The following is a 23,695-nucleotide window of genomic DNA, read 5'->3' as shown; positions in this document are numbered from 1 at the left end:
CTTGTTGCCTGCGCCGGGAAGTGGAATGAGTATAGCTTACCGACGGCGCCTGACTTTCCGCCGCTACTCGCCTTTTACCACTCGCCGACGATGGCAATCCTGCGGCGCCAGCGGTTTGCCATCAGCAGAGCGCACCTCCAGCGGCATAACCGCCCGGTTCGACGCCTTATCCAGCAGTACCGAATGCACCTCTCCGCGTTCAAACATGTAGCGCTCTCCCCACTGCCGCATGGCCACCACGATGGGAAATGCGGCGCGACCACGCTCGGTCAGCACGTACTCTTTATAAGCGCTGCCGTCAGATGCCGGACAGATCTCGAACACGCCCAGATTAACCAACTGCTTCAGGCGCGAGGCGAGGATGTTTTTTGCCAGACCGAGATTCTTTTGAAATTCACTGAAGCGTCGGACATCGTCAAAGGCCTCACGAATGATCATCATGCACCAGCGTTCGCCGATTGCCTCCAGAGTCCTGGCGACCGGACATTCACCGTCGGTGAGTGATTTCTGCTTCGCCATTCGGCATCTCCTTCTTTCACTGGGCGAATTGCACTGCCGCCAGAATAAGCGCAAACGAAACTAGTTGCAAAAAAAAACCTTTATGATTAATTATGGGTAATCTGGTTTTAAAAAGAAACCACCATTCACGCGGGAAAACATCATGAAGACGAAGCCATGCCTGAAAGAAGAGACGGCGTTAACGGACTACGCAGCCGAGTCCGATCGGGAGGAACAGCGGTTAACGCCGTGGCTCACCTTCCTGTTTTCACTGACGGCGGCGCTGGCCGTCGCCAATGTCTATTTTGCCCAGCCTTTGCTTGAATCGATGGCAACAAGTCTCAGCGTACAGCCCGGAACGGTAGGATTGGTGGTAACCATGACGCAGATCGGCTATGCGGTCGGTCTGCTGTTTATTGTGCCGCTCGGCGACCTTGTGAACCGCAAATATCTGGTTATCACCCAGCTGTTGCTACTGGCGACCGCGCTGACGGTCGCGGGCTTGTCACAACGCTGGTTCATGTTCCTCGGCGCCATGGCGCTTGTCGGGATCATGGCGGTCGTTGTGCAGATCGTGGTGGCCTGTACCGCCGCGCTGGCCGCCCCTGCCGAGCGCGGTAAAGCGGTAGGCAGGGTCACCAGCGGCGTAGTGCTGGGGATTCTTCTCGCCCGCTTAACCTCAGGGGTGATTGCCGATCTTGCCGGATGGCGCGCGGTATATCTGAGCGCAGCCAGCCTGATGCTGTTGCTGGCCGCGGTGCTTTCTCAGACGATGCCGGCCGCCAGGAAAGTGCCCATGTCAGGAAGCTATCTGGCGCTGATGGCATCGGTTTTCCACCTGCTGATGACGGAACCGACGCTACGGGTCAGAGGCATCTTTGCGCTGCTGATTTTTGCCGCCTTCAGCGTCTTGTGGACGGCTCTGGTTTTACCTCTCAGCGCTCAGGGACTTTCGCATACGCAGATCGGGTTGTTTGGCCTGGCGGGCATCGCCGGCGCCCTGGCCGCGTCAAAGGCCGGACACTGGGCCGATCGCGGGGCAGCACAGCGCGTCACCGGCATCTCTTTGGCATTACTGCTCTTTGCCTGGGCCCCGATCGCCAGGGCCGAAACCTCCCTGCCGCTGCTGGTCATCGGAGTCATCATTCTGGATTTCGCCGTACAGGCAGTCCATGTCACTAACCAGAGCCTGATATTTGCCGCACGGCCCGACGCGCAAAGTCGGTTAGTCGGAGCGTACATGGGCTTTTACTCTGTCGGCAGCGCGCTGGGGGCCGTGGTGGCGACGCAATGTTATGCGCTTTGGGGCTGGAACGCAGTGTGTCTGGCTGGTGCCGGCATCAGCGCGGCGGCGCTGATTTTCTGGCTGGGGTTACGGAAAAGATCGCCTGTCCGTTGGATGTAACGGGGTGGCGACAGTGCGACCATCATCTTCCCGCGCCCCGCCTGATATACCGTGATACCGGGTGAACGGGTGGTACTATTATCGGCTATGTAGCCAACATCTATCTGCCAGGCAAACGTCGCCGTCACCTCCGCATCCGGGTCGCGCTTTCTGAACTGACTATTTGAATTTAACCCTGCCGTTACGCAAACTGAAGGCTGTCAACTAACAGGAGCTGAAGCGATGAACAATCAACAACAAGACCGCCAACAACTCAACGACCTGGTGAATGGCTGGATGCATCGCGACCTCGGTGAATGGGCCGCGCTACGTCAGCTGTTTCACCCTGATGGCACGATCGAAATCACGTGGTTTGAAGGGCTGGCGCGCGATTTTGTCGACGGTTCCATGCGGATGGGAGCATCGGACCTACGCACCAAACACCTTATCGGCACACCCGTGATCACCTTTAACGCCAGCGGGAACAAAGCCATCCTTGAGACCAACGCCATGATCATCGCTGAAAACGTCAAACTCAATCTGGGCTGTGAATGCCATAACCGGTTTTACGATCTGGCAGAAAAAAGAGACGGAGTGTGGAGGCTGTTTCACCGGCAGAGCATTTACGATATGGGTACCTTTACCTTCCCGCTCGGTCCGGTTGAGATTGACCCGTCGGTAGCGCAGGCTTACCCCCGTGAATACGCTGCTTTGGCCTATCTCCTGGAACAGAGCGGTTTTCCGCTGGGACGGATTTTTGCTACCCGCGGCAGCGAACTGGAAGTGAAGATGAAAGCCGAAGCGAAAAGCTGGCTGTTGGCCTAAGCACACTATCAACAATCCGGGTTCGATTTTTAACACAAATCCGTGATATGTATAAAAAAGTATTTTTTATAGCCTCAAGGATGTCTCGGCTTATCACCCTGGCGAGACCCCGCCCTTGGTCCGGGCGGACGCGCGATGGCACGTAAACCAGATGCGGTAGGCCCTCTACTTCAGCAATACAAAGGATCTCAAGATGATGACGCAACGGGAACGACTCGCCAGTGGCTACCTGTATACCGATATGGATGAGGGGATGCCGGAAGAGCGGCTGCGGGGAAAAATGCTGGCGTATGAATTTAACCATACGTCCCCCGCAGAACCCGAGAAACGCGTGGCGTTGATCCGCCAGATGATGGGCCGCGTCGGGAATAACGTATGGATTGAGCCACCGCTGCACGTGGCCTACGGCAGCCAAATCAGTATCGGCGATAACTTCTACGCAAATTTTAATCTGGTGGTAGTCGACGATGGCAAAGTGATTATCGGCAATAATGTCATGATTGCCCCTAACGTCACCATCTCGACCACCGGACACCCGATTGACCCCGCGGTTCGCATCAGCGGTCAGCAGTTTTCACAGACCGTCACGCTGGAAGACAATGTGTGGATCGGTAGCGGCGCAATCATTAATCCTGGCGTGACCATTGGCCGTAACAGCGTGATAGGCGCCGGTAGCGTGGTAACAAAAGATATTCCCGCCAACGTCGCCGCCGCCGGCGTTCCCTGCCGGGTGCACAGACCGATCGGCGAACAAGATCGCCGGAACGCGCTGGCAGGTTTGCCGGTGATGGATGCGGAGTAAAACCACAGGCAGCCGTTGAGGATTCATAACAGGAGTGAAGATGTCGGTTAACACGATGAGAGACGCCCACGAAATTCTGGAGTTCTGGTTTCATCAAACCCCGCCTGAACGCTGGTTTCGCTCGGACGAGGACTTTGATGAACAGATTCGTCACCGCTTTTCTGCGGTTCATCAGGCAGCCTTGCGCGGTGAGCTGGCCGAGTGGCGGGAGAACCTCTCCGGCCGCCTGGCGGAAATCATCGTGCTCGATCAGTTTTCACGCAATCTGTTTCGCAATAGCCCACTTTCATTCGCGGCTGACGGTATGGCGCTGGTCCTGGCACAGGAACTGGTCAAACAACCTGACTTTGACCAGCTTCCTGTTGAAAGACGCGATTTTGCCCTGCTGCCGTTTATGCATTCGGAATCGCCAATCATTCATGATACTGCGCTCACGCTCTATCAGCGCTACGCGAGCACACGTTCACTCAGAGCAGAAACCGAGCACAAGCGGGTGATTGACCAGTTTGGCCGCTATCCGTATCGCAATCAGGCGCTCGGCAGGAGCTCGACGCCGGAAGAGCTTTGCTGGCTTCAAAAGCAACGGTAGTCGTCACCGCGCTCAGCTCAATTCAGGCAAACGGCTTGAGGCTCTGACCACCAGTTCCGGCATCTGACCGCGGCTGCCAGCGACGTTTTGCCCGGCCAACACGGCAAACAGTAGCGTAATCGCCTGCCTGGCGACCTCATCGAGATGCATGTTCACCGATGTCAGCGGCGGCTGGGATTCTCGGGCACGAATACCGTCGTATCGGGTGGCTAAGCGCATTCGTTGGGGGATCGCGGTGGCGGTTTCATGAAAGGCGCGAACCGCCCCGCTGGCAAAGGTGTCGACCAGTACCAGAAGGCCATCCACATCGGGATTATCCTGCACCAGCCGACGCGCGGCCTGATAGCCAGCGGTTTCCCCCTCCTCTTCATTGAGGTAATAGATGACCGGCGCCTGCCGTCCTTCGCACCAGAGCTGGTAAGCGGCTTCCGTTTCCAGCGTTGAGGCCCGACGCGTTGTACCGACAAAAAGCGCGCACCGGTCGGCGCCTTGCGTCTGCAGGTGCGTCAGCAGCAGCGTGGCCGTGGCGGCAGAATGGAGATCCACCCATGGAACCGGAGTTGGCGTTCCCGGCGTGCGGCCAATGGTAATACAGGGGATCCCTGCCTGCTCAAGCGCGCGCAGCTGCGGATCGTTTTCCGCGGGTTCCAGCAGAATCGCGGCATCAAAGGTCACCATATCCAGCGGGTTCTTTCCCGGCGGCACCAGGATCAGCGCATGCTGCTTCTCCAGCGCCATAATCGCTGCGGTAAGCGCAATTTCCATCATAAAACCCAGCTTCGACGCCCCGGACGCAATGGTCAGCGGCAGAGAAGAGAGAAGTGCAATGGTGTTTGTTTTTCCGGTTCGTAGCTGGCGCGCGCGAATATTCGGGGTGTAGTTGAGCGCCTGAATCGCCTCTTCGATTCGCTGTCGCGTCTCCGGTTCAACAAAACGGGTGTTATGCAACGCATTGGAGACGGTACCCGGCGACACGCCAGCGTGACGGGCAACATCGATCAGTTTTGCGCGTTTCTTATCGTGAACAGACATAGACCTGGCGTTCCCTGTGTTTTTACGCTCAGGGTAGCACATTTCCCTCGTATGATTTTCCGCACTATGACATAACAAAATCATATTAAAAAAGTGGCTATCACCCGTAGCCCTGAAACGGTCGTTCCTATCTAATGTTGCTTCATTAAAACGTTTTAATGAACAATTTTGACGGCAAATCGTTCCTCAGGAGGCTACGTGGCACACTTATCTCAGGATCCGGCTTTTACCCTCGGGCGTCGTCCGAGCGGATTGACCCTCGCCAACAGGGAGAAAAGCTTTGGCGGCTATACCCTCTTTGCCCCACAGACTGCCGAAGGTCGGGTCTATCTGATTGATGAACAAGGAGAGGTGGCGCACCAGTGGCAGCTCCCGGTTCGCGCCGGACGTGATGCGGTGCTGTTACCTAACGGCAACCTCGGCTATAACGGCAGCCATCGCACCTCGGCGAATCTCTATCCGGCCTGGGACCTGTGGCACGGCGGCGATTTCTATGAAGTCACGCCGGATAACGAAGTGGTCTGGCATTACGAGGATATTTTCCATCATCACGATGCGCAGTGGCTGGCGAACGGTCATCTGCTGTACACCGCCGCCGCCCCGCTGCCGGCGGAAATAGCCGCCCGGGTTACCGGCGGCGACCCGCGCCGCGATGCGCCGGATGGCATCATTCAAAGCGATGTCGTCAAAGAGGTTAACCGCGACGGCGAAGTGGTATGGGAATGGCGCGCCTGGGAGCATCTGTCGCCGGAGGATTATCCGGTACATACGATCTTCGATCGCCGTCACTGGCCGATGATCAACGGCCTCTCGGTTACCCGTGAGGGGCTGGTGCTGATGAGCCTGCGCACAACATCCGGCGTCATTGCCGTAGAGAAAGAGAGTGGCAACGTTGTCTGGCACGCGGGAGCGGATATTGTCGCCCAACAGCACACGCCGGTCGAGATGGCCAATGGCACCATTCTGGTGTTTGATAACGGCAATCTTCGTCAGGGGGTAACCTCTCCGCACTCAACGGTGCTGGAATTCGATCCACACACCATGGCTGTCACCTGGCAATATCGCGATATTTTCCCCCCTGCTTTTTTCTCGCCCTATATGGGAAGCGCTCAGCGCCTGGCGAACGGCAACACCTTTATTTGCGAATCGGCATTTGGCCGTCTGTTTGAAGTGACGCCGCAGGGCGAGACGGTATGGGAATACATCATTCCCTACTTCAATACCTACCCGGAACACCTCAGCAAGGGCATTATCCCCGGTCTGCAGAACAGCGCTTTCCGCGCGCACCGCTATGCTGCCGATGCGCTGCCGTGGTTGAAATAATTCGCCGCCGTCGGCCTGTGTCGACGGCTCTCTTTTGACCTCTTTGGGAGGCATTTATCTATGCCGCGTTCTGACTCGGATATTCCGGATAACGAAGCCCTGCCCTGGCAAACTCTGCTGTTGCTGGCGTTTCAGCATGTTCTGGTGGTGGTCGCCACGCCAATCACCGCCGTTTTCCTCATCGCCCAGGCGCTGCACTTCAGCGATACCGTCACCACGTCGCTACTGAGCGCGACCTTTTTGCTGTGCGGGCTGGGAGCCATCGTACAAAGCCTCGGTATCGGGAGCGTCGGCGCGCGGCTGCCTTTCATCATGGTGCCCGGCGGCGCGCCGATTGCAATTTTTATCGCGATTGCCCTACAAACGTCGATACAGACGGCGATTGGCGCAGTAATCTTAACGTCGCTGTTTTACTTTATCGCCCTGCCCGTTTTCCGCCGTTTTCTGCACCATTTCCCGCCGTTTATCATCGGGATCATGCTGCTGATGGTCTCGATTAACCTGATTCGTTTGTACGGCGGACTGATTATCGGGCCACCGGGCAGCGGCCATTTTGCCCAGCCAACCCACATTCTTCTGGCGCTGACGACCATCCTGATTACGCTTATCTTCGCGCTGGCGTTTACCGGGATCCTGCGTCAGCTGTCGGTGATGTTTGGTTTACTGGCCGGTACTCTGCTGGGGGTGGCCCTGGGCAGCGCCGATTTCAGCGAGGTCAGTCACGGGCCGCTGTTCAGCCTGCCACAGCTGTTCCCGTTCGGCTGGCCGGTTTTTAATCTTACGGCTTCGCTACCGTTATTAATTTACGCCGTCATCTCAATGGCGGAAGCGGCCGGGCAAACGATCGCCACCGCGGAGATCGTCAACTCGCCGCAAAACGTGCACAAAGCGATTCCCCGGACGATTCGCGGCGACGCCATTATTTCGCTGCTGGGAGGACTGTTCGGCACCTCCCTGATTATTACCTCCGGCGAAAATATTGGCGTCGTGCGCACGACCAACGTCAGATCCCGTTATGTCACGGCGACGGCGGGAGCGCTGCTGATCCTGATTGCGCTGCTTTCCCCACTGGTTCGCCTTGCCACCTGCCTGCCAGGCCCGGTGGTCTGCGGTACGGCGGTGATCGTTTTCAGCATCATCGGCGTCATCGGCATCGGTATGATTGCCCGCGAACCGCTGCATACGCCGGGGAAAACCTATGCCTTAGCTGCCGGTCTGGCGATGGGGATGTTGCCGATACTTGTACCCGGGCTGTATCAGAATTTCCCGTCAGGAATACAGATGGTACTGGGCAACGGTATGGCGGCCGGCACCCTGACTGCCATCATCGTCAATTCGCTGTTTATGCTGAGCGAAAAACGGGCGGCCGTCAGACTTAAGCATTAGGCCGTACCGCTCAGCGATAATGATGTTTGTCTAAGCCAAATTTTTTCATTCGCAGGTAGAGCTTTTTGCGCGGGATCTGCAAATACTCTGAGACATCGTTGATCCGGCCCTGATGGATGTTCAGGGCCTCAATAATGATCTGCCGTTCATAATCCTCAACCCGCTGGTCAAGCTGCATCGGCTCAACCTGATGCAGCAGCGGATTGGGGATTTCAGCCAGCGGCATCACCCCGACGGCAAATAGCTTGGCCGCATTTGCCAGTTCGCGCACGTTGTTCGGCCAGTGGCGATTGACCAGCTTTTTAGCCAGCGCCGCCGGCAGTTCTGGTACCGGATGGTTCAGCCGTAAACAGGCCTGCTGTAGATAGTGCAGAAACAGGGGCTCGATATCGTCGAGACGCTGCGCCAGCGGCGGGCAAAACTGCTGGGTCATGGCAAAGCAATAATAGAGATCGGGAAGAATAAGGTTATTGCCCACCAGGGCAATGAGCGGCTGCAGCCCCGTGGCAACCAGTCGACACGGCGGTTCATCCTGCGCTTGCTGATGGGCCAGTACCAACTGCTGTGCCTGGCTCAGAAACTCGATATTCCGCAGAACCAGCGTCCCGCCCTGCGCCTGCTCACACCACGCCTGCAGCGGTGCCTCCTGGCCTTGCAGGATATCGCCGAAAATTATCGGCCGGTCGCCGCGCGTGCTGAGGCGATGCAGGTAGCATGCCGCCAGCGTTCGCCCCGTTCCCCGTTCGCCATGAAAATAGACCGCGACATCCGTTTCGGCCAGCTGCTGAAGCGTTTGTCGCATCTGGGTAACCCACTCGCTGCGGCCAATCAGGTTGTCTTCCAGCTGCTCTTTTTGCCACTGTCGCCGCACCACCTGCGACTGACGCTGGGCCAGCGCTTTATCGATCAGGTCTAGCAGCTGCCCGGGATTAACCGGTTTTTGCAGAAAATCCCATGCGCCTTTCTTAACCGCCTCAACCGCCATCGGGACATCGCCATGGCCGGTAATTAATATCACCGGCAGATGCGGGTCGTGTTTAAGCAGTATCTTCAGCAAATCGATGCCGGAACAGTGCGGCATACACACATCGCTGAGCACGATACCGGGCCATGCTTCGCTGACCAGATCCTGCGCGCGCAGCGGATCGCCACAGGCGTAAACCCGATGCCCGGCCTGGGTGAGCAGCTGGGTATAGGCGTCGAGGACATCGCTGTCATCGTCAATCAGCAATATATTGTGGTGATCGGTCAACATGGCTTATTTCCGTAGCTAAAAATTGCAAAACAACACAGGCATGACGATCCAGCGTCGACGCCAGCCGCAGATGCCCTTCCATCTGTATCATTAATGATTCGCTGATCGACAGGCCGATCCCCAGCCCCAGCTGCTTGCTGGTTACAAACGGCTTGAGGAGCGACCCCGCCAGCGCCAGCGGCCAGCCGCCGCCATTATCCGCAATCATCACCGTCCAGCCTTCCGCCGTACGTTCCCATGCCACGCTAATGTAGGGCGCCGTCTGGGCGGCATCCAGCGCGTTGGTGAGCACATTTACCAGCACCTGCTGGATGCGCACCTCGTCACCGAGGACCTGCGGTTCATCAGGCGGCAGGTTCAGTACGCCGCACAGCGGTTTATGGCGCAGCGCCAGCAGCTCCCAGGCGGCAACGAATGCCTGGCGCAGACTGACGGCGCTGGCAGGCGTATCCGCTTCCGAACGACGAGAGAACTGCCGTAGGTTGCGGATAATGGCGTCGATTCGGCCAATCAGCCCTTCCGCCCTGGCCAGGGTCTGGCTGGCGCTGGCCATCTGCTCATGCTTAATGGCGGTGCGGGCGCTGTAGAGATACATCGACAGAGCGTTAAGCGGCTGATTGATTTCATGCGCCAGGGTCGTCATCGTCTGCCCGACGACCGCCAGCTTGGCCGCCTGAACCAGCTCATCCTGGGTCGTACGCAGATGGAGATCGATCCTCTTGCGCTCCGCGATCTCCTGTTCCAGCAGCTGGCGTTGTTGAGTAAGCTGTCCCAGGGTATGGCGCAGCAGTTTCCCGATGCGCCCCAGTTCATCTTCGCCATACACCGGAATAGCGGCGTTAACATCGCCCAGTCCGATACGCACCACCGCCTGATTAAGCTGAATAAAGCGTTTAACCAGCCGCGAACGGATAAAATAGTGGTTGAGCAAATATGCCAGCGCCAGCGCCAGCAGCGTGGCAATCAGAATCAGACTGCCGCTGAACCACATGGTATGTTCGAGGCGCTGATTGAAGGCGCGCATTTTTCCGTGGCTGTCGCTGAGCTGGGACTCCAGCTGGGCGCGAAAACGCGCCAGCGTGCTCTCTTTGGCTTGCGTCACCTGCGCCAGCGCCTTTTGCGCTTCAATATATTGCCGAATCGCGGCCGGCATTTTGTTTTCCGCGATCCCGGTATCGAGCAGCTCGTCAATGGTCTGCCGCAGGGTTATCGTGCTGGGATAGCCTTCCAGCAGATGCATATTTTCATCCGCGGTGTTTTTTAGGTAGGTCAGGTAGCGAATATGCCCTTCCACGTTACCGTCGCCCTCCGTGCTGGACTGCACCTCGGTGAGTCTGTCGCGCAGGTCGCTGATAATCTGGCTCTCAATACGCGCCAGGGTGTAGACCTGCTGCTGTTCCCCCTGCACCGCCCGCAGATTGGCCTGCAGACGATGAACGGCGTGGCCCTGCTGGTCCTCCATCTGATCTAGCAAGGCGCCCTGCTGCCAGCTGAAGTCTTGCACCAGCGAGTTCATCTCTGAGGTAAAGTCATCATGCAGCCAGTTAATCCGCGCGGTGATTTCATTGACCTTTTCCCGCGCGATAAACATGTTGTAGAGCGAACGATCGAGCCTGGCGAGCAGCTGACGGCTGTCGCGAAGCGTCAGCTTAATTTGCTGGCGTTCCGGCATATCAAGACGCTGGCTTAACCTGTCGATGTCATCCAGGTGTTGCAGGATCTGGTTGCGTAATTGCAGGCGCGAGGTGGTATTGGCCGCCAGTAAAAACTCATTAAGCTGATCGACCAGCGTATTCAGGCTGTTTTCAATCAGGAACGAGGTCTGAATCCGCGGGAAATAGTCGTTGAGCGCATAGCGAATTTGCGAGCTCTGCTCGTGCCAGGAGTAGAGGCTGACGCCGCTGACGACGAGGGTCAGCAGCGCGCCGGTCAGGAACGCGCCGCGCAGGCTGGCGCTGATGGTCAGGTTCCTGATAAAGCCGGGCAACCTCATTTCAGGTTCTCCAGTTTAACGATCGCCTGCCGCTGTTGTTCCTGGAAAAAGAGCTGCCACTCCATCATGAGCTGTTCGGCCCGATCTTTATTATCCAGCTGTCGGAGATAGTCCTCATCGCGACTCTGCTGCTCGCTGACCGGCATGGCGGTCAGCAACACGCGGACCTCCGGTAGCGGCGTTTTTAGCCGGGCTTCTGCATTGTGCAACGCTCGCCAGGCATCCTTCAGCTGCGACAGACGAAAGCTTATCGCAGTATCAAACAACTTTTGTACCAGACGCTGACGTTGCAGGATCAGCTGATAGTTGAGTGAGGGTTCGCTCAGTAGCTGGCGCTGCTGGCGCGCGCGCGGTGTATTTCCCGGATCGGGGATAATCGAGTATTTTCCGGTGTTGGTATCCGAGAGCGCCTGCTGGCCTTCCGGACTGAGCAAAAACTGAATAAAGCGCCGGGCATCCGCCGGGTACGGGTTATGACCAATCATCGCCACATAGGTAGGTGACGCCGCCGAGTGCGGAAAATAGTGAAACGTCAGGTTTGGATCGTCGAGCAACAGATTGGCGTAGTTATCAATCACCGGGCCGACCGAGCCTAAGCCGCTTTTGATTTTATCCGCCACGCCAAAACTGCGGCTGGAGATAGTGATCAGGTTCCCCGCCATGCTCAAAATGATTTCCCATCCGTGGTTCCAGCCCTCCTGTTGCAGCAGCGATTCCACCATCAGATGGTTAGTATCCGAACGCGAGGGGCTGCTCATTAATAAGGTGCCCTGATAGCGCGCCTGCATCAGATCGTCCCAGCTGGCGGGCAGCGGCAGCTGGCGCTCGCGGAGATTACGCTGGTTAATGAGCAGACCAAACCCGGAGATGGCCACCGCGACTGCGGTACCGCGGATCGAAGCCGGTACCCGCTGCTGCGACTGGGCCGGCGCGTCCGGGTAGGCGGCCAGTCGCTGATGCTCCTGCAGGTGCTGCAACAGCATGGGCGATGAAGTCAGCACCAGATCGATATTCTCGCCTCCGGCGCCGTCCAGCAGTTGTTCCAGCGAGGCGCTGGTGCGATTCAGAGTACGGATGATCACCGATTGCGGCTGAGTCTGCCAGCGGCTGATGATATAGGCGGTCGCATCAGGTGAGAAAGTGGTGGCAATCACCAGCTCATTCTTTTTGGCCTCAACGCTAAAGACCATCAGCAAGCTGAGGAAGAGTCCAATACCCCAGCCCCGCTGTCGTTTATTTGACCGTTTTGTCATGAAATACCCTTCTCGCTGCCAGCGTTTTGTGATCGTTTTCATAAAACCAGAACATGAATAAATAATATCTCGCTGAGCTTTGTGACAAAAAAGTTCATTGCCCGACGCGTTCGTTAAAGCCGGGGAAATATCCATATTCGGCTTTATCCTACAGAATAATAAACAGCCTACCACCGCTATTAAAATCATACTGTTAACAAGGTCAAACTAACAAGAACGCAGGCCATTAGGGCTATTGCGCAATTTGCACCCAGCTCGGCTAAGTATTTCACAAAAAGAGTGATGGCCGGGAAATATATTTGGGTCAAAAAAAAGAACCTCCGGATTTATATTTGAGTCATTTTTGACTCAAATAGCCTGGATTGTATTGCCGCTTTGTTTTCATCACAATTGATAACGTACTGACGACAGCTTAATTGAATTATCCCGACATTCACCACCGCTAATAAAATACAGGTACGGTTATGCTTTCATTATTAAAACCCAAGGTCGCCGCGGCCACGATTCCTGCGCAACAAATTGTCCCTACCTATAAACGCTATCGGATGCAGGCGCTACTGAGCGTCTTCCTCGGCTATCTCGCCTACTACATCGTGCGTAATAACTTCACGTTGTCGACTCCTTACCTCAAAGAGCAGCTTGACCTGAGCGCCACCCAAATTGGCATGCTCAGCAGCTGCATGTTGATCGCCTACGGTATCAGCAAAGGGGTGATGAGCAGCCTGGCGGACAAGGCCAGCCCGAAAGTCTTTATGGCCTGCGGGCTGGTGATGTGCGCGGCGGTGAACGTCGGGCTGGGCTTCAGCAGCGCGTTCTGGATTTTCGTCGCGCTGGTGGTGATCAACGGGCTGTTCCAGGGCATGGGCGTTGGCCCCTCGTTTATCACCATCGCCAACTGGTTTCCACGCCGCGAACGTGGCCGGGTCGGCGCATTCTGGAACATCTCGCACAACGTTGGCGGTGGTATTGTCGCCCCCATCGTCGGAACCGCTTTTGCGCTGCTCGGGACCGAACACTGGCAGACCGCCAGCTATATCGTCCCCGCCGCGGTTGCGGTGCTGTTTGCCGTTGTGGTGCTGATTCTGGGAAAAGGCTCGCCGCGCAGCGAAGGGCTGCCGGCGCTCGACGAAATGCTCCCGGAAGAGAAAGTGCTGCTCAATACCGGCAAAGTGGAAAAAGCCCCGGAAAACATGAGCGCATGGCAAATCTTTTGTACCTATGTGCTGAAAAACAAGAACGCCTGGTACGTCTCGATGGTCGATGTGTTCGTCTACATGGTGCGCTTCGGAATGATCAGCTGGCTGCCTATCTATCTTCTGTCGGTGAAGCACTTCTCGAAAGAAGAGATGAGCGTCGCGTTTCTGTTTTTCGAATGGGCGGCCATTCCGTCGACGCTGCTGGCCGGCTGGCTGTCGGATAAGCTGTTTAAAGGTCGCCGCATGCCGCTGGCGATGATCTGCATGACGCTGATCTTCTTCTGCCTGATTGGCTACTGGAAAAGTGATTCGCTGTTTATGGTCACGGTGTTTGCCGCCATTGTGGGTTGCCTGATTTACGTCCCGCAATTTCTGGCCTCGGTACAGACTATGGAGATTGTGCCGAGCTTTGCGGTCGGTTCTGCGGTTGGTTTACGCGGTTTTATGAGCTACATCTTCGGCGCGTCGCTGGGCACCAGTCTGTTCGGCGTGATGGTGGATAAGCTGGGCTGGCACGGCGGTTTCTATCTGCTGATGGGCGGCGTGGTGTGCTGCATTCTGTTTTGCTATCTGTCACACCGTGGGGCGCTGGAGCTGGAACGTAAGCGTCAGGAGGCGGCCAACGCGCACGAGCTGTCGCTGGCACAGGCGTAAATTCGCCGGTATGAGATAAAGGTTGAGATAAAGAATAGCCCCGGCGGCGGCAGGCTGGCGCCGGGGCAGACATCCGGAGAGCCTTTAGTCAATCGCGGCAGCGTCACTGTGTTGACGGATAAACCGCGCGCGCCAGGGTTTCAACAGCGCAATCGCCAGCGCGGCGGTAATAAAATCAAGTCCTATCGCGCAGCTAAAGACCACCTCCCACCCTTGAGTATGCTGGTACAGCAGCGCCGCCAGCGGGCCGCCAAAAATCGATCCGATCCCTTGCGATATATACAACCAGCCGTAGTTAGAGCTCGCATATTCGCTGCCGAACGTGTCGGTCAACGTGGAGGGAAACAGCGAAAAGATCTCCCCCCAGCCGAAAAACACCACGCCGGACAACAGCACAAACAGCATCGGATCGTCACGACAGGCCAGCCACAGGGTCATCGCCACCCCTTCCAGCGCAAAGGCGATAAACATGGTGTTTTCCCGGCCATAGCGATCGGAAATAAAGCCGAACAGCGGTCGCGTCAGGCCATTGGTAAAACGGTCGATAGTCAGCGCCAGCGGCAGCGCGGCCATGCCGAACACCACCGCCTTACTGATGCCGAAATCCTCAGCAAAGACCGCCATCTGCGACGTCACCATCAGTCCGGAGGTCGACATCATCGCCATCATGGCAAACATCAGCCAGAAAAGCGGTTGGCGCAGCATTTCGCGCGAAGTGAATTGCCGGCTACTTTGCGCGACGGTCTGGCTGGCGGGCAACGCACCGCTATCGGGCGGCAGCTTCAGCCCCTGGCTGGCCAGAAATCCCACGGCGGCAAAGAGGAGGCCGAAGACCGTCATGGTCTGTTCTAATCCGTATTGGCCCAGCGAGACGGAGACAGGAAAGGTGGTCATAATCGCCCCCATGCCATACCCTGCCGCAACGGCGCCGGCGGCAAATCCACGATGGCGGGGAAACCAGCGCACCATTAAACCGACGACGCCGATATAGACAATACCGGTCCCCAGCCCGCCGAGGCCGCCATAGACGAGGTACAGCGCGGCCAGGCCGCTGACCTGAGCCGAGAGAACCCAGCTCAGCCCCGCCATGACCGTGCCGAGAGAGATAAGCAGCCGCGGGCCAAAGCGTTCAACCAGCCGTCCCTGAAACGGCGAGAAAAACGTCTGCAGGATAATCAACAGCGAAAAGGTCACCTGTAGTTCCGCTAACCCGACGCCCAGTTTGTCGGTCAACGGTCTGGTCAGCAACGTCCAGACATATTGTGGACTGGATATCGCAGCCATACAGATCAGGCCAAGTGCGAGTTGCGTCCATTTGCCATATCTGGCGACAACCAAAGGTTCTCTGAGAACGGTCATAATCAGCTCCAGTAATCCGTTAGCCACAAATCAAAAATGACGGCCACGACGGTATGGGGTCGTTGAAACCCCGCCCCGTCCCCTGCGCATCCCAATACTTACAGTGCTAAGCATTAACCGTGCCACGTTACTTATTTGTTATTTATCAATGCATTATTAAAATAACCGGCCGTCGTGCCGCAGCCCTGCACCGCTGAAGGGCGGTTTTTGTTCGCCAGATGTGCAGGTAAAAAGGGAGATTCGCTATAATTGCGTCGCCGCCGGGGATGTTCCGGATTCAGGCAGAGAAAAGAGAAAGGAGTGAGATTGACTATTTCAGTTCGTCAGGCAACCCGTCATGACTGGCCGGCATTACAGCGGCTGTTTCTTTTATCGCGGTGTCATACGTTTACGTGGCTGAACGTCACCGATTTCCGCTTAACCGATCTGGAAAAGCAGACTGAAGGTGAAACGATCTGGCTGGCACACGATCCTCAGGGAGAGCTGGCCGGCTTCATTGCCGTCTGGATGCCAGACCACTTTATTCACCATTTGCATGTCGCTCCCGCCCGTCAGGGCTGCGGGGTTGGTAAAATGTTGCTGCAGGTACTACCCGGCTGGCAAGAGCACGGCTATCGGCTCAAGTGCCTGACGCGTAATCGCAATGCGCTGGCGTTTTATGCCGCCAGCGGCTTTGTCACGATTGGCGAAGGGATCAGCGACGAGGGAGCGTATCACCTGCTGGAACGCAAAGCGGCCTGGCCGGAACAACAGGCGAAGAAAATGCGCCCGTAGGCGCATCGTTAACGCGGCGCGGATTTATTCTTCGCTGACCGTGGATTTCACCCGCACGCCGGCAAAGACAATAATCATGGCGGTGAGCAAGAGTAAACCGCTGCCGGTAAAGACGCCGCTGGCGCCATTGAGGTCAAACACCGCCCCGCCGCCGGCCGCTCCGGCGCTGATCGCCAGCTGAATAGAGGCAACCAGCAGCCCGCCCGCGCTTTCCGCTTCATCCGGCACCGTCGTCGCCAGCCAGGTTGACCAGCCTACCGGCACCAGACCGAAGGCGAAGCCCCACATGGCGACCAGCAATCCATCGAGGAGCGCGATATGACCGAACGTCACCATCATCAGCGCCAGCACGCTCATAGCCAGAGGAACCAGCGCCAGCGTCAACCGCAGGCTGCGACTCAACAGATGCCCGGCGATCGAGGTCCCGATAAAGTTCGCCACCCCGAATCCCAGCAAAATCAGGGAGACGCCTTCGACGCTGGCCTGGGCGACGGTCTCGAGGAACGGCCGCAGATAGGTGAAAAAGGCAAAATGGCCGCTGAAGATTAAAATGGTGGCCAGCATCCCGCCAACCATGCCGGGACGGCGCAGCACCTTAAACAGCGTAGCAAAGCTGCCGACGCTTTCCGGGCGCATTGAGGGCAGCACCCACAGTTGCCACAGCAGCGCCAGAACGCTTGGGACCGTACAGAGAATAAAGACGCTGCGCCAGCCAATCAGGCCGCCCAGATAGCTGCCCAGCGGCGCAGCCACCACGGTCGCTATCGACACGGCGGAGAAGATCACCGCCAGCGCTTTCGGCACCAACGCGGCAGGCACCAGACGCATCGCCGTGGCGGTCGACATCGACCAGAATCCGCCGATCGCTATCCCCAGCAGCAGGCGTCCCAGCAGCAGAAACTCCAGCGAACTGGCGAAGGCCACCATCAGGCTGGAGACGATCTGCAGGACAGAAAAGAACATCAGTACCCAGCGGCGATCGATATTTTTGGTGGCGGGGGTGATCAGCAAGCCGGTCACCAGCGCCACCAGGGCCGTTGCGGTCACCGCCTGCCCTGCCATCCCCTCGCTGACCCCAAGGCTGGCCGCCATCGGTGTCAACAGGCTGGCGGGAAGGAACTCGGCAACAATCAGGCCAAACACGCCCAGCGCCAGCGCATAGACGGCGCGCCACGCGGGCCTGGCATTTGCCAGGCTCTCTTCAGCTGCAATGCAGGAACTCATAAACATCTCTCCAGAACAATTAACATTTCGTTAAGGTTAGGAGGTTACGCCAGGACGATCTATGATAAATACTCTGTGATTATTGATAATTCGTCCGGGAATGATGTTATGACTCAGCAAGCCCTCGATCTCACCAGCGAACTCCTGCGCGGCATGCGCCTTTCCGGCGTCAACTACCGGCGCATCGAAACCTCCCGTCCTTTCGGCGTCGAGTTCGGCTTCGTGCCTGGTAAAGCGCAGTTTCACTTTATCAGCCGGGGACCGGTACTCCTGCGCATGGTCAGCGGTCAGCGCTTAATGTTGCAAAGCGGCGATGCGCTGTTTATTCCCAACGGCGATGGGCACGTGCTGCTTTCTGATGACCAGGCATCGGTAGTCAACGTCTCCAGACTTCCCAGCGAACCGGTTTGTGGCTCGGTAAGCTGCGTCAAAAACGCGTGCGACGACGCGAAAAGTGACAGCGCCATTATCTTCAGCGCATGTATGGACTTTGAGCTCGGTGGCATGCAGCCTCTGGTCAAAGCGATGCCGGAAGTGATGCTGGTCAGCAGCCTGCTGACCAGTCGCCCGGAAATCCAGCCGATGCTGGCGGCCATGGAACGCGAAAGCCTCACCCGACAGGCGGGCTATGCCGGTATTCTGGCGCGGTTGGCCGATGTGGTCGCCGCGCTGATCGTTCGCGGCTGGGTGGAGTGCGGTTGCGGCAACGCCACCGGCTGGGTACAGGTGCTGCGCGACCCTAAGCTGGCCAAAGCCATTTACGTTATGCATCAGCAGCCCGGCATTAACTGGAAAGTCGAAGATCTGGCCCGCGAGACCGGGACCTCACGTTCCGTTTTTGCGGAGCGTTTCCTCACCGCCACCGGTACCACACCCGCGCGTTATCTTACGGAGCTGCGGATGCGTCTGGCCGTGCAGTATATTTCGGATGAAGGTCAGACGCTGGAAAAGGTCGCCTTCCGCCTCGGATACAGTTCGCTAGCCGCCTTCAGCCGGGCCTTTAAGCGCATCACCGGCAAGGCGCCGGGGTCGCTCCGTGGCGAGACGGTGCTGTAACGCGACGCACCATCACACCCGGGCTACGCCCTACTCTTTTTTCTGCCAGTTCGCCCACGGGCTATCCGCCGGTAGCGGCGTACTGGCGGAGCTTGAATCGTCGAGGGAGTCGATATAGAGGTCTTCAACTGCTTTGCGCGCCCACGGCGTTCGCCGTAAAAATTTGAGGCTCGATTTGATGCTCGGGTCGCTCTTAAAACAGTTGATCTTGATCCGTTTTGCCAACTCGGCCCAGCCATACTTTGCCACCAGGGCGTTGAGTAAAGCCTCGAGGGTGACGCCATGAAGAGGATCTTTGGAAGGCTGCATTGCGATGTTGAATCCTGAATACCTGGGAAATGTCGCACACCATACTGGCTACATCGCCCCTGCGCAAGGTTGAAAGAAGGTTCGCGTCACCTTTATCCATTATTCGCAAAAGCACAGAACCCCGCCCGGTCATAAATTAGAAAAGAAGGTTATTGGTTGATTATTTGCCGTTGAGGCAAGCTGTGTTCACCCCACAGAATGAGGAAATCACCATGCGCTGTTGTTGTCCCCGAACCCTGAACCTGAATAAACGCTACTCCCTGAACGCTGTCTTCGGAGAACACAATGAACGCAACGACTTTGCCGATTCTCGATCTTGCCCGCTACGCCGATCCTACTGAAAAAACGGCTTTTCTGGCCGACCTTCGCCATGCGGCCCGCGAGATCGGCTTCTTTTATCTGATCAATCATGGCGTCGACGATGGCTTGCAAAAAGCTGTCCAGCATCAATCCCGCCGCTTTTTTGCCCTGCCTGATGAGCAAAAGCAGCCGGTCGCGATGATTCATTCCCCACACTTTCGCGGCTATAACCGCGCCGCATCGGAGCTGACCCGCGGAGAGCCAGACTGGCGAGAACAATTTGATATTGGCGCCGAGCGTCCAGCGCTGCGTCTGGATGACAATGCGCCGCGCTGGCAGCGCCTACAGGGGCCCAACCTATGGCCGGATGCCCTACCGACGCTGAAACCCACGCTGCTCAGCTGGCAGCGCGCCATGACCCAGGTCGGCACAACCCTGCTGCGCGCCTTTGCTGAAGCGCTGGCGCTACCTGATGACGCCTTTGAAACCTTATATGGCAATAAACCCAACGAGCATATCAAACTGATCCGCTATCCCGGTCAGCATGAGACGCAAAGCCACCAGGGCGTCGGCGCGCACAAGGACTCCGGGTTCCTCAGCTTCCTGCTTCAGGATGAGCAAAAGGGCCTGCAGGTAGAAGTAGCTCCCGGGCACTGGATCGATGCGACCCCGCTGGCCGGCAGTTTTGTGGTCAATATTGGTGAACTGCTGGAGCTGGCCACCAATGGCTATCTGCGCGCCACCGTGCATCGGGTAGTCTCTCCGCCGGCACACCAGGAACGTCTCTCTATCGCCTTTTTCCTCGGTGCGCAGCTGGATGCCACCGTCCCGGTCTACACCCTTCCACCGGAACTGGCGCAGGAAGCGCTCGGGCCGGACAGCGATCCACAAAACCCGCTGCTGCGCGAAGTGGGCTGGAATTACCTGAAGGGCCGCCTGCGCTCACACCCGGATGTGGCTGAACGCTACTACCAGGATCTGTTTCGCGAACGTACCGAGCAACCGATCGTTTAAAGATAAAAATAAAGGAAAACACCATGAAAATTGCCGCTTTTAAACTGGCAGGGGTTGCTCTGTCTCTCTCCTTAGCCTGGACATCAGCACAGGCCGCCGCATTACGCGTAGCGGCGGACCCGGTTCCGCATGCGGAGATCCTTAACTACATCAAGAAAATCGACCCGAGCCTGGATCTGAAGGTGGTCGAACTGACCAGCGGCGTGAACGCCAATGAGCTGCTGGCCAACGGCGACGTGGACGCAAACTATTTCCAGCACGTTCCCTATTTGAAGGATCAGGAAAAGGCGCTGGGCAAGACCTTCGCCGTCGCCGCCACGGTCCATATTGAGCCGCTGGGTATCTATTCGCGCAAGCACAAAGACTTTGCTTCACTGCCGGAAAATGCCACCGTCGCCGTGCCCAATAACACCACCAACCTGAGCCGGGCCCTGTTCCTGTTGCAAAGCCAGGGGCTGATCAAGCTGGCCTCCACCTTCACCGACCCGGCCACGACGCTGGCGACGCCAAAAGATATTGTGGAAAACCCGAAGCATCTGAAGATTCTCGAAATTGAATCGCCGCAGATCCCGCGCTCCCTCGACGATGTTGATCTGGCCGTGATCAACGGTAACTATGCGCTGGAAGCCGGGCTGACGCCGGCAAAAGACGCGCTTGGCCTCGAGAGCGCCAGCCATAACCCTTACGCCAACATTCTGGTCACCAATCCTTCCCTGGCAAGCGACCCGCGCATCAAACAGCTGGCGAAAGACCTGACTTCACCGCAGGTGGCAGAATTTATCCGACAACGCTATAACGGCTCGGTTATCCCGGTTGCGCCGAAATCATGATTGAAGCGATCGGGCTGAGTAAAACCTACGCCGGAACAGGCCGACCGGCGCTGAACAATGTGTCGCTGCAGGTCCCGAAGGGCGCGATTTACGGCATCCTCGGACGCAGCGGCGCAGGGAAAAGTACGCTGATCCGCTGTCTGAATCTGCTGGAGCGGCCCACGTCGGGCCGCATTATTGTGAACGGACAGGATATTACGCAGATGGATAAAGCCGCGCTGCGCGCCTATCGCCTGCGTACCGGGATGATCTTTCAACATTTTAACCTACTGCATGCGCGCAACGTCGCCGACAATATCGCGGTGCCGCTGGAAATTGCCGGCGTGAGCAAAACGGCGCGTCAGGCGCGCGTGGCGGAGTTGCTTGAGCTGGTCGGGCTTAGCGATAAAGCCCACGCGTTCCCTTCCCAGCTTTCGGGCGGGCAAAAGCAGCGCGTGGGTATTGCAAGAGCGCTGGCGTCAAGACCGGACGTCCTGCTGTGCGACGAGGCGACCAGCGCCCTGGATCCCGAGACCACCGCCTCGGTGCTGGCGCTGCTGGCGGATATTAATCAGCGTCTGAATCTGACGATTGTGCTGATCACCCATGAACTGGAGGTGGTCAAAACCCTGTGCGACCACGCCGCGCTGCTGGAAAATGGCGAGATCGTCGAAAGCGGCAGTATTGCCGAACTGCTGGTGGCGCCGTGGTCGAAGCTGCGTCAGTCATTGCTGCACGATCCGCAGTCGGAACGCGATTTTCTTGCTCGTCATGGTTATCATCGGAGGCCATTATGCACAGTCGCATGAGCTGGGATGACCTCTGGCCGCTGCTGTTGGACGGTACGCTGGACACGGTGTATATGGTGGGGCTGGCGGCGTTATTTACCGTTCTGCTCGGCCTTCCTGTCGGCGTGGTGCTGTTTATTTCGCGCAAAAACGGATTGCTGCCGATGCCGAAACTCAACGCGCTGCTGGGGGCGGTGATTAACTTTGGTCGCTCGCTGCCGTTTATCGTACTGCTGATTGCCCTGATCCCGTTTACCCGGCTGATCATCGGGACTACGCTCGGGAGCACGGCGGCGGTGGTGCCGGTCACGATTGGCGCCTTCCCTTTTTTCGCCCGGCTGACGGAAAACGCGCTTGATGAAGTGGATTACGGACGTATTGAAGCCATTTTGTCGATGGGCGGCACGATCTGGCATGTGATTTTTAAATCGCTACTGCCGGAAGCGTTGCCAACCCTGCTGGCTGGCGTCACGCTGACTATCGTGATGTTGATTGGCTTCTCGTCCATGGCCGGCGTCATTGGCGGCGGCGGGCTGGGCGATTTGGCGATTCGCTATGGCTATCAGAGATTTAATAATGAAGTGATGGTCGGCACGGTGCTGATTCTGGTGGCCCTGGTGCAGGGCGTGCAGATGGCGGGCGACCGCCTGGTCCGCCGACTGGCCCACCGTCGTTAAACGTCCGCAAAGTCTGACCTCAGCCGTAGCGGCAGGTCGCCATCACCACCGCTACGGCTGAGGGGAAAATCCGCCTTCGCGGATCAGCGCTTGCATCAGGTCCGCTGCCGGCAATGCCCGGATCATCCCGACCCCCTGTCCTGCCCAATGTGCGCCAAACCCCCATTCGCCCTGCGCTTTCGCCACTGCCGCCAGCGCTTTCCCCGCGTCGTAGGCTAGCGGGTAATCCGGGGGCATAACCCCGGGATTGCGCCGGCCGGTTTCACAAAATGCATTATCGATACTGCGCGCCGGGCGGCCGGAAATCGCCGTCGTCATCACGGTTTTTGGCGCCGGTTCACCGCTCAGCGCCTGACGATATCCGACGTCGGTAGCCGATTCCGGGCAGAGCAGGAACGCGGTCCCCAGTTGAACCCCTTCTGCGCCCAGATGCATCATGCTGCGGATCCCGGCGCCGTCCATGATCCCCCCCGCGGCAATAACCGGTACTGACACCGTTCGCTTAAGCGCCTGGACCAGCGTCAAGGTACTCATTTGCCGATCGTCGCCGTGGGGATCGAAGATCCCGCGATGGCCTCCGGCCTCATATCCCTGCGCAATCACCATATCGACTCCCTCGGCGACTGCCCGCTGCGCCTCGTCTACGCTGGTGGCGCTGGCCATTATCACCACACCTTTTTCCTTCAGGCGGCGAATGAATGTCTTATCCGCCACGCCAAAGTGGAAACTGACCACCTCAGGCACCAGGTCAAGTAGCATCTCGGCCATGGGCTGATTCACAAGGAAACTTTGATAGATTTCAGTCAGCGTCTCGGGCGGTTCCCCGCCGAAACGAGCAAATAGCGGGCGCAACAGCGCGGTCCACCTTGCTTCCGTGTGCGGGTCCCGGCGCGCCGGCGCATGGCAAAACAGATTGACATTGACGGGTTGCGTGGTCAGATGACGAGTACGTGCAATCAGCGCTTCGGCCTGGGACACGGTCGATGCCCCCAGCCCCAGCGAGCCGAGCCCGCCGCTGTTACTCACCGCCGCGGCCAGCTCTGGCGTTGAAACCCCGGCCATCGGCGCTTGTATGATGGGATAAGCAATATCCAGTCTCTGCGTAAAGCGGTTGCGCATGGTCACCCTTTTGAATGTGTGATATTGAATACTTAACATCTCTTTTTGAGATGATAAGATCAATATCATTCCCATA

22 protein-coding genes are annotated in these 23,695 nt (G+C 57.6%); 13 read left to right on the top strand and 9 right to left on the bottom strand.

What is annotated here, in order from left to right; translation table 11 throughout:
• Positions 1 to 63: 63 nt before the first annotated feature.
• Positions 64 to 519, bottom strand: a complete 456-nt coding sequence (locus BV390_RS11315; protein ID WP_047664906.1) for a winged helix-turn-helix transcriptional regulator — start codon at positions 517 to 519, stop codon at positions 64 to 66.
• Positions 520 to 661: 142 nt separating this feature from the next.
• On the opposite strand from BV390_RS11315, the gene BV390_RS11310 reads away from it, so the two are divergent.
• The 4 genes from BV390_RS11310 (at position 662) to BV390_RS11290 (ending at position 4,098) form a co-directional block, all read left to right on the top strand.
• Positions 662 to 1,903, top strand: coding sequence for an MFS transporter (locus tag BV390_RS11310; protein WP_047664907.1), 1,242 nt, complete (start codon positions 662 to 664; stop codon positions 1,901 to 1,903).
• Positions 1,904 to 2,125: 222 nt separating this feature from the next.
• A complete protein-coding gene (locus BV390_RS11300) occupies positions 2,126 to 2,707 on the top strand; it encodes a nuclear transport factor 2 family protein (protein WP_032687672.1) in 582 nt (193 codons plus the stop codon).
• A gap of 193 nt (positions 2,708 to 2,900) precedes the next feature.
• Positions 2,901 to 3,509 (top strand): maltose acetyltransferase domain-containing protein, encoded by a 609-nt coding sequence (locus BV390_RS11295; RefSeq protein ID WP_085396936.1) that lies wholly within the window; start codon positions 2,901 to 2,903, stop codon positions 3,507 to 3,509.
• 40 nt (positions 3,510 to 3,549) lie between these two features.
• Positions 3,550 to 4,098 (top strand): DUF924 family protein, encoded by a 549-nt coding sequence (locus BV390_RS11290; RefSeq protein WP_085396935.1) that lies wholly within the window; start codon positions 3,550 to 3,552, stop codon positions 4,096 to 4,098.
• 12 nt (positions 4,099 to 4,110) lie between these two features.
• On the opposite strand, the gene BV390_RS11285 is transcribed toward BV390_RS11290, so the two are convergent.
• A complete protein-coding gene (locus BV390_RS11285; protein WP_032699823.1) occupies positions 4,111 to 5,130 on the bottom strand; it encodes a LacI family DNA-binding transcriptional regulator in 1,020 nt (339 codons plus the stop codon).
• A gap of 198 nt (positions 5,131 to 5,328) precedes the next feature.
• Here BV390_RS11285 and BV390_RS11280 point away from each other — a divergent pair, with 198 nt between their 5' ends.
• Positions 5,329 to 6,453 (top strand): aryl-sulfate sulfotransferase, encoded by a 1,125-nt coding sequence (locus BV390_RS11280; RefSeq protein ID WP_032696177.1) that lies wholly within the window; start codon positions 5,329 to 5,331, stop codon positions 6,451 to 6,453.
• 60 nt (positions 6,454 to 6,513) lie between these two features.
• Positions 6,514 to 7,839, top strand: a complete 1,326-nt coding sequence (locus BV390_RS11275) for a uracil-xanthine permease family protein (protein ID WP_032699821.1) — start codon at positions 6,514 to 6,516, stop codon at positions 7,837 to 7,839.
• 10 nt (positions 7,840 to 7,849) lie between these two features.
• Here the strand turns inward: BV390_RS11275 and pgtA are convergent, their stop codons facing one another.
• The 3 genes from pgtA to BV390_RS11260 are packed head-to-tail and all read right to left on the bottom strand — an operon-like array spanning position 7,850 to position 12,277.
• Positions 7,850 to 9,094, bottom strand: coding sequence for a two-component system response regulator PgtA (pgtA, locus tag BV390_RS11270; protein WP_032687668.1), 1,245 nt, complete (start codon positions 9,092 to 9,094; stop codon positions 7,850 to 7,852).
• Complete coding sequence (pgtB, locus tag BV390_RS11265) at positions 9,060 to 11,087, bottom strand: two-component system sensor histidine kinase PgtB (protein ID WP_046852493.1); 2,028 nt, start codon at positions 11,085 to 11,087, stop codon at positions 9,060 to 9,062. Before pgtB ends, pgtA begins: the two co-directional genes overlap by 35 nt.
• Positions 11,084 to 12,277, bottom strand: coding sequence for an ABC transporter substrate-binding protein (locus tag BV390_RS11260; protein ID WP_139155984.1), 1,194 nt, complete (start codon positions 12,275 to 12,277; stop codon positions 11,084 to 11,086). Before BV390_RS11260 ends, pgtB begins: the two co-directional genes overlap by 4 nt.
• A 527-nt stretch (positions 12,278 to 12,804) precedes the next feature.
• Here BV390_RS11260 and pgtP point away from each other — a divergent pair.
• Positions 12,805 to 14,190: a phosphoglycerate transporter PgtP gene (gene pgtP, locus BV390_RS11255; protein ID WP_032696173.1), complete on the top strand. Its 1,386-nt coding sequence runs from the start codon at positions 12,805 to 12,807 to the stop codon at positions 14,188 to 14,190.
• A gap of 84 nt (positions 14,191 to 14,274) precedes the next feature.
• Here the strand turns inward: pgtP and oxlT are convergent, their stop codons facing one another.
• The gene (gene oxlT / locus BV390_RS11250) at positions 14,275 to 15,549 is read right to left on the bottom strand and encodes an oxalate/formate MFS antiporter (protein ID WP_046852492.1); all 1,275 of its coding nucleotides are present in this window, start codon (positions 15,547 to 15,549) and stop codon (positions 14,275 to 14,277) included.
• Between the two features lie 300 nt (positions 15,550 to 15,849).
• On the opposite strand from oxlT, the gene BV390_RS11245 reads away from it, so the two are divergent.
• On the top strand, positions 15,850 to 16,323 hold the full coding sequence (locus BV390_RS11245) for a GNAT family N-acetyltransferase (RefSeq protein ID WP_223526187.1): 474 nt from the start codon (positions 15,850 to 15,852) through the stop codon (positions 16,321 to 16,323).
• A 24-nt stretch (positions 16,324 to 16,347) separates the two neighbouring features.
• On the opposite strand, the gene BV390_RS11240 is transcribed toward BV390_RS11245, so the two are convergent.
• Positions 16,348 to 17,547: an MFS transporter gene (locus BV390_RS11240; protein WP_032687665.1), complete on the bottom strand. Its 1,200-nt coding sequence runs from the start codon at positions 17,545 to 17,547 to the stop codon at positions 16,348 to 16,350.
• A 108-nt stretch (positions 17,548 to 17,655) separates the two neighbouring features.
• On the opposite strand from BV390_RS11240, the gene BV390_RS11235 reads away from it, so the two are divergent.
• Entirely contained in the window at positions 17,656 to 18,603 is a 948-nt protein-coding gene (locus BV390_RS11235) for an AraC family transcriptional regulator (protein WP_032687664.1), read from the top strand.
• A 30-nt stretch (positions 18,604 to 18,633) separates the two neighbouring features.
• On the opposite strand, the gene BV390_RS11230 is transcribed toward BV390_RS11235, so the two are convergent.
• On the bottom strand, positions 18,634 to 18,912 hold the full coding sequence (locus tag BV390_RS11230; RefSeq protein WP_032696169.1) for a VF530 family protein: 279 nt from the start codon (positions 18,910 to 18,912) through the stop codon (positions 18,634 to 18,636).
• 285 nt (positions 18,913 to 19,197) lie between these two features.
• Between BV390_RS11230 and BV390_RS11225 the strand changes: the two genes are divergently transcribed.
• The 4 genes from BV390_RS11225 to BV390_RS11210 are packed head-to-tail and all read left to right on the top strand — an operon-like array spanning position 19,198 to position 22,500.
• The gene (locus BV390_RS11225; protein WP_032687662.1) at positions 19,198 to 20,226 is read left to right on the top strand and encodes an isopenicillin N synthase family dioxygenase; all 1,029 of its coding nucleotides are present in this window, start codon (positions 19,198 to 19,200) and stop codon (positions 20,224 to 20,226) included.
• A 23-nt stretch (positions 20,227 to 20,249) separates the two neighbouring features.
• Entirely contained in the window at positions 20,250 to 21,056 is an 807-nt protein-coding gene (locus BV390_RS11220) for a MetQ/NlpA family ABC transporter substrate-binding protein (protein WP_032687661.1), read from the top strand.
• A complete protein-coding gene (locus tag BV390_RS11215) occupies positions 21,053 to 21,844 on the top strand; it encodes a methionine ABC transporter ATP-binding protein (RefSeq protein WP_073554066.1) in 792 nt (263 codons plus the stop codon). Before BV390_RS11220 ends, BV390_RS11215 begins: the two co-directional genes overlap by 4 nt.
• Positions 21,841 to 22,500, top strand: coding sequence for a methionine ABC transporter permease (locus BV390_RS11210; RefSeq protein WP_162180096.1), 660 nt, complete (start codon positions 21,841 to 21,843; stop codon positions 22,498 to 22,500). Before BV390_RS11215 ends, BV390_RS11210 begins: the two co-directional genes overlap by 4 nt.
• Positions 22,501 to 22,551: 51 nt before the next feature.
• Here BV390_RS11210 and BV390_RS11205 read toward each other — a convergent pair whose 3' ends face one another.
• A complete protein-coding gene (locus tag BV390_RS11205; RefSeq protein WP_085396934.1) occupies positions 22,552 to 23,619 on the bottom strand; it encodes an NAD(P)H-dependent flavin oxidoreductase in 1,068 nt (355 codons plus the stop codon).
• Between the last annotated feature and the right edge of the window lie 76 nt (positions 23,620 to 23,695).

It is taken from the genome of Klebsiella sp. YJ (assembly GCF_002108615.1).
Lineage (GTDB): Bacteria > Pseudomonadota > Gammaproteobacteria > Enterobacterales > Enterobacteriaceae > Klebsiella > Klebsiella planticola.
The sequence above is the reverse complement of the archived record's forward strand: the minus strand, read 5'-3'. Positions and strand labels throughout refer to the sequence as shown.